General features: G+C 52.1%; 2 tRNA genes and 3 rRNA genes. All 5 read right to left on the bottom strand.

What is annotated here, in order from left to right:
- Positions 1-12 precede the first annotated feature (12 nt).
- Positions 13-125: ribosomal RNA gene (gene rrf / locus HV783_RS29085) — 5S ribosomal RNA — on the bottom strand.
- 200 nt (positions 126-325) lie between these two features.
- A 23S ribosomal RNA gene (locus tag HV783_RS29080) occupies positions 326-3,206 on the bottom strand.
- Positions 3,207-3,502: 296 nt separating this feature from the next.
- Positions 3,503-3,578: transfer RNA gene (locus tag HV783_RS29075), tRNA-Ala, on the bottom strand.
- 30 nt (positions 3,579-3,608) lie between these two features.
- Positions 3,609-3,685, bottom strand: a tRNA-Ile gene (locus tag HV783_RS29070).
- A gap of 130 nt (positions 3,686-3,815) precedes the next feature.
- Positions 3,816-5,346: ribosomal RNA gene (locus tag HV783_RS29065) — 16S ribosomal RNA — on the bottom strand.
- Together the 16S, 23S and 5S rRNA genes with 2 tRNA genes alongside form the textbook arrangement of a ribosomal RNA operon.
- Between the last annotated feature and the right edge of the window lie 822 nt (positions 5,347-6,168).

Here is a 6,168-nt window from a genome sequence, read left to right as displayed (position 1 = left end):
TGAGCAATAAAAGCCTGACGATGACCTACTTTCACAGACGTCCGTCCACTATCATCGGCGCAAAGGCGTTTCACTGTCCTGTTCGGGATGGGAAGGAGTGGTACCACCTTGCTATGGTCGTCAGGCGTAACGGGTTGAGAGATTGTCTTTGGGGACAACCGCTCCAATCTTGGAAGAAGCGCAACGTGTGGCGATCAGAGTGTGACTCGATGATCAACGCACAGTGGGTGTAATTGGTGTTGGCTGGCTGCTGACGGGGCAGCCAGATTTTGTATTGAACGACACTTGGAACGCTATATCACCAGGTCATAACCATCAGTGTTATAGGATCAAGCCTCACGAGCAATTAGTATCGGTTAGCTTAACGCATTACTGCGCTTCCACACCCGACCTATCAACGTCCTGGTCTCGAACGACTCTTTAGGGGGATCAAGTCCCCGGGATACCTAATCTTCAGACGAGTTTCCCGCTTAGATGCCTTCAGCGGTTATCTCTTCCGTACTTAGCTACCCGGCAATGCCATTGGCATGACAACCGGTACACCAGAGGTACGTCCACTCCGGTCCTCTCGTACTAGGAGCAGGCTCCGTCAAGTATCCAACGCCCACGGCAGATAGGGACCAAACTGTCTCACGACGTTTTAAACCCAGCTCACGTACCTCTTTAAATGGCGAACAGCCATACCCTTGGGACCGGCTACAGCCCCAGGATGAGATGAGCCGACATCGAGGTGCCAAACACCGCCGTCGATATGAACTCTTGGGCGGTATCAGCCTGTTATCCCCAGAGTACCTTTTATCCGTTGAGCGATGGCCCTTCCATTCAGAACCACCGGATCACTATGTCCTGCTTTCGCACCTGTTCGACTTGTCAGTCTCACAGTCAAGCACGCTTATGCCATTGCACTATCAGCACGATTTCCGACCGTACCTAGCGTACCTTCGAACTCCTCCGTTACACTTTGGGAGGAGACCGCCCCAGTCAAACTGCCCACCATGCACTGTCCCCGATCCGGATAACGGACCAAGGTTAGAACCGCAAACAAACCAGGGTGGTATTTCAAGGATGGCTCCACGTGATCTAGCGACCACGCTTCAAAGCCTCCCACCTATCCTACACAGGCCGGTTCACAGTCCAATGCAAAGCTACAGTAAAGGTTCATGGGGTCTTTCCGTCTAGCCGCGGGTAGATTGCATCATCACAAACACTTCAACTTCGCTGAGTCTCAGGAGGAGACAGTGTGGCCATCGTTACGCCATTCGTGCAGGTCGGAACTTACCCGACAAGGAATTTCGCTACCTTAGGACCGTTATAGTTACGGCCGCCGTTTACCGGGGCTTCGATCAAGAGCTTGCACCCCATCACTTAACCTTCCGGCACCGGGCAGGCGTCACACCCTATACGTCGACTTTCGTCTTTGCAGAGTGCTGTGTTTTTAATAAACAGTCGCAGCCACCGATTCTCTGCGACCCCATCATGCTAAGCGCGCAGGCGCTTCACACTACCGGGGTATACCTTCTCCCGAAGTTACGGTATCAATTTGCCGAGTTCCTTCTCCTGAGTTCTCTCAAGCGCCTTGGAATATTCATCCCGTCCACCTGTGTCGGTTTGCGGTACGGTCTCGTACAGCTGAAGCTTAGAGGCTTTTCTTGGAACCACTTCCAATCACTTCGCAAGCAATGCTCGCTCGTGCCGTACCCTTGATTTACGCGCCCGGATTTGCCTAAGCGCCATCTTCGATACGTCAACAGGGACATCCAACACCCTGATGATCTTCCGCGATCCGTCCCCCCATCGCACTGTACGACGGTGCTGGAATATTAACCAGCTTCCCATCAGCTACGCATCTCTGCCTCGCCTTAGGGGCCGACTCACCCTGCGCCGATGAACGTTGCGCAGGAAACCTTGGACTTACGGCGAGGGGGCTTTTCACCCCCTTTATCGCTACTCATGTCAGCATTCGCACTTCTGATACCTCCAGCAGCCTTTACAAGCCACCTTCGCAGGCTTACAGAACGCTCTCCTACCGCGTGTACAAAGTACACACCCGCAGCTTCGGTTTATCGCTTAGCCCCGTTACATCTTCCGCGCAGGACGACTCGATCAGTGAGCTATTACGCTTTCTTTAAAGGATGGCTGCTTCTAAGCCAACCTCCTGACTGTCTATGCCTTCCCACTTCGTTTCCCACTTAGCGATAATTTGGGACCTTAGCTGGCGGTCTGGGTTGTTTCCCTCTTGAGTCCGGACGTTAGCACCCGGTGCTCTGTCTCCCAAGCTGTACTTGCGGGTATTCGGAGTTTGCCATAGTTTGGTAAGTCGCCATGACCCCCTAGCTATAACAGTGCTCTACCCCCCGCAGTAATACTTGAGGCACTACCTAAATAGTTTTCGGAGAGAACCAGCTATTTCCAGATTTGTTTAGCCTTTCACCCCTATCCACAGCTCATCCCCTAATTTTTCAACATTAGTGGGTTCGGTCCTCCAGCACGTGTTACCGTGCCTTCAACCTGGCCATGGATAGATCATCTGGTTTCGGGTCTACACCCAGCGACTGAATCGCCCTATTCGGACTCGCTTTCGCTACGGCTTCCCTATTCGGTTAACCTTGCCACTGAATGTAAGTCGCTGACCCATTATACAAAAGGTACGCAGTCACCCCACAAGGAGGCTCCTACTGTTTGTATGCATACGGTTTCAGGATCTATTTCACTCCCCTTCCGGGGTTCTTTTCGCCTTTCCCTCACGGTACTGGTTCACTATCGGTCGATCACGAGTATTTAGCCTTGGAGGATGGTCCCCCCATCTTCAAACAGGATTTCACGTGTCCCGCCCTACTTTTCTCACGCTTAGTTCCACACACAAAATTTCGTCTACAGGGCTATCACCTGCTACGGCCGGACTTTCCATTCCGTTCGACTATCTTGCATGCTAAAACGTGAAGGCTCTTCCGATTTCGCTCGCCACTACTTTCGGAATCTCGGTTGATTTCTTTTCCTCGAGCTACTGAGATGTTTCAGTTCACCCGGTTCGCTTCCACTGACCTATGTATTCAGTCAGGGATACTCCTTGCGGAGTGGGTTTCCCCATTCGGATATCTGCGGATCAAAGCTTGTTTGCCAGCTCCCCGCAGCTTTTCGCAGGCTACTACGTCCTTCATCGCCTGTGATCGCCAAGGCATCCACCATATGCACTTAGTCGCTTGATCCTATAACGCTGTAGGCTATAGGACCTGAGTATTAGCGTTTGTGCCGTTCATAAGTTTCAAAGCAGTCTGAGGTTATTCACCCCAGTCTTGAGAACTTGGAACAAAATTAATGCAATCACAACCCGTACCCATCTTCATCAGCAAGCTGATTACTCGATGAGCACATTTCGTTGTGCTTCTTCCAGATTGTTAAAGAACGAATATAGCTGTTGAGTAAAACCCAACTCATAAGACCGGGCAGATATTATCCGCACGACGCTATGAGTTAGCCTCTACATCCCACCAGGCGCAGGTCTTGGTGGAGGTGAACGGGATCGAACCGATGACATCCTGCTTGCAAAGCAGGCGCTCTCCCAGCTGAGCTACACCCCCATATTCACGGCATCTCTACCTGCGAATACTTGGTGGGTCTGGTTGGATTCGAACCAACGACCCCCGCCTTATCAAGACGGTGCTCTAACCGACTGAGCTACAGACCCAAAACCTTCTCGGATCAGTAGTCAGAAGTCATGGACACAGGGAGGAGTCCCTCTACCCAAGCCCACAACCGATCCCAGCTATATCAAACAACCGATAAGAGTGGACGCTTAACACGAGCACTAAGCTCTGAAAGGAGGTGATCCAGCCGCACCTTCCGATACGGCTACCTTGTTACGACTTCACCCCAGTCATGAATCCTACCGTGGTAATCGCCCCCCTTGCGGTTAGGCTAACTACTTCTGGTAAAACCCACTCCCATGGTGTGACGGGCGGTGTGTACAAGACCCGGGAACGTATTCACCGCGACATGCTGATCCGCGATTACTAGCGATTCCGACTTCACGCAGTCGAGTTGCAGACTGCGATCCGGACTACGATCGGGTTTCTGGGATTGGCTCCCCCTCGCGGGTTGGCGACCCTCTGTCCCGACCATTGTATGACGTGTGAAGCCCTACCCATAAGGGCCATGAGGACTTGACGTCATCCCCACCTTCCTCCGGTTTGTCACCGGCAGTCTCATTAGAGTGCCCTTTCGTAGCAACTAATGACAAGGGTTGCGCTCGTTGCGGGACTTAACCCAACATCTCACGACACGAGCTGACGACAGCCATGCAGCACCTGTGTTCCGGTTCTCTTGCGAGCACTGCCAAATCTCTTCGGCATTCCAGACATGTCAAGGGTAGGTAAGGTTTTTCGCGTTGCATCGAATTAATCCACATCATCCACCGCTTGTGCGGGTCCCCGTCAATTCCTTTGAGTTTTAATCTTGCGACCGTACTCCCCAGGCGGTCAACTTCACGCGTTAGCTGCGCTACCAAGGCCCGAAGGCCCCAACAGCTAGTTGACATCGTTTAGGGCGTGGACTACCAGGGTATCTAATCCTGTTTGCTCCCCACGCTTTCGTGCATGAGCGTCAGTGTTATCCCAGGAGGCTGCCTTCGCCATCGGTGTTCCTCCGCATATCTACGCATTTCACTGCTACACGCGGAATTCCACCTCCCTCTGACACACTCTAGCCCGGTAGTTAAAAATGCAGTTCCAAAGTTAAGCTCTGGGATTTCACATCTTTCTTTCCGAACCGCCTGCGCACGCTTTACGCCCAGTAATTCCGATTAACGCTTGCACCCTACGTATTACCGCGGCTGCTGGCACGTAGTTAGCCGGTGCTTATTCTGCAGGTACCGTCAGTTTCGCGGGGTATTAACCCACGACGTTTCTTTCCTGCCAAAAGTGCTTTACAACCCGAAGGCCTTCATCGCACACGCGGGATGGCTGGATCAGGGTTTCCCCCATTGTCCAAAATTCCCCACTGCTGCCTCCCGTAGGAGTCTGGGCCGTGTCTCAGTCCCAGTGTGGCTGGTCGTCCTCTCAAACCAGCTACGGATCGTCGCCTTGGTGAGCCGTTACCCCACCAACTAGCTAATCCGATATCGGCCGCTCCAATAGTGCAAGGTCTTGCGATCCCCTGCTTTCCCCCGTAGGGCGTATGCGGTATTAGCTACGCTTTCGCGTAGTTATCCCCCGCTACTGGGCACGTTCCGATACATTACTCACCCGTTCGCCACTCGCCACCAGACCGAAGTCCGTGCTGCCGTTCGACTTGCATGTGTAAGGCATCCCGCTAGCGTTCAATCTGAGCCAGGATCAAACTCTTCAGTTTAATCTCTGTATTTGTTTCGTATTTCTTAGTTCCGAAGAACCGAGTCATACGTCGCTACTCAAAGGAAGTGAGGTATGTGCTTAGACTTGACATCTAAGGTACTTCACTTCTAGTGAGCACTTGATTTCATTGTGCTTGTGACGGGTTTTAAAAACCAGCCACTGCGCACTCGCATCAAGCGCCCACACTTATCGGTTGTTTAATTGTTAAAGAGCGGTACTGCTAAATTCTGTACTACTTACTGCATCTTCTGCCTTCTTCGGCGATTTCGCTTTCGCATCGATCGCTGTGTCAGCAGCAGAGAAACGAGATTATGAAGAAGTTTTTATCGTTTGTCAAGTCAGCGTTGCTTGCTTCACTTCGCTTCGCTGTCTTGCCTACGACCTCTTCAGGTCTCACCAGGTTCGCACCCGGCTTTCTCTTTAGCAGCTATCGAAATATCAGGGTTAACCCTAAGTTTTCGGTAACTGCCAAGCCTGAAACTATAACACAACTTTTGCAGATTATGCAACCGGCTTTTGCCTAATTTGCATCCTATCCTGCAACCCCGCCGCTTTGTGAATTGCTTCACTTCGCAGCAGCTCCGGATCGCTCCAGAGGTTGGTTACCGCCCAGTCGGCTTGCAACATTGTTCAGACCACCCTATCGGGTAAACCCTGATTCGCCATCACCAGCCAAGCCCAAGACTATAGCACAATTTTTGCAGATCGCGCAACTGGCTTCTGCCTGATTTGCACCGACTTACGCAAAATTCGCTGACCGCCGGTTCGAGAGAATCATCGCTGACTCACCGCCTTGCTGCCCTGCGGCAGATTCGTCGCC

Source organism: Achromobacter dolens (assembly GCF_902859745.1).
In the GTDB taxonomy this organism is placed as follows: Bacteria; Pseudomonadota; Gammaproteobacteria; order Burkholderiales; family Burkholderiaceae_B; genus Achromobacter; species Achromobacter dolens.
The sequence above is the reverse complement of the archived record's forward strand: the minus strand, read 5'-3'. Positions and strand labels throughout refer to the sequence as shown.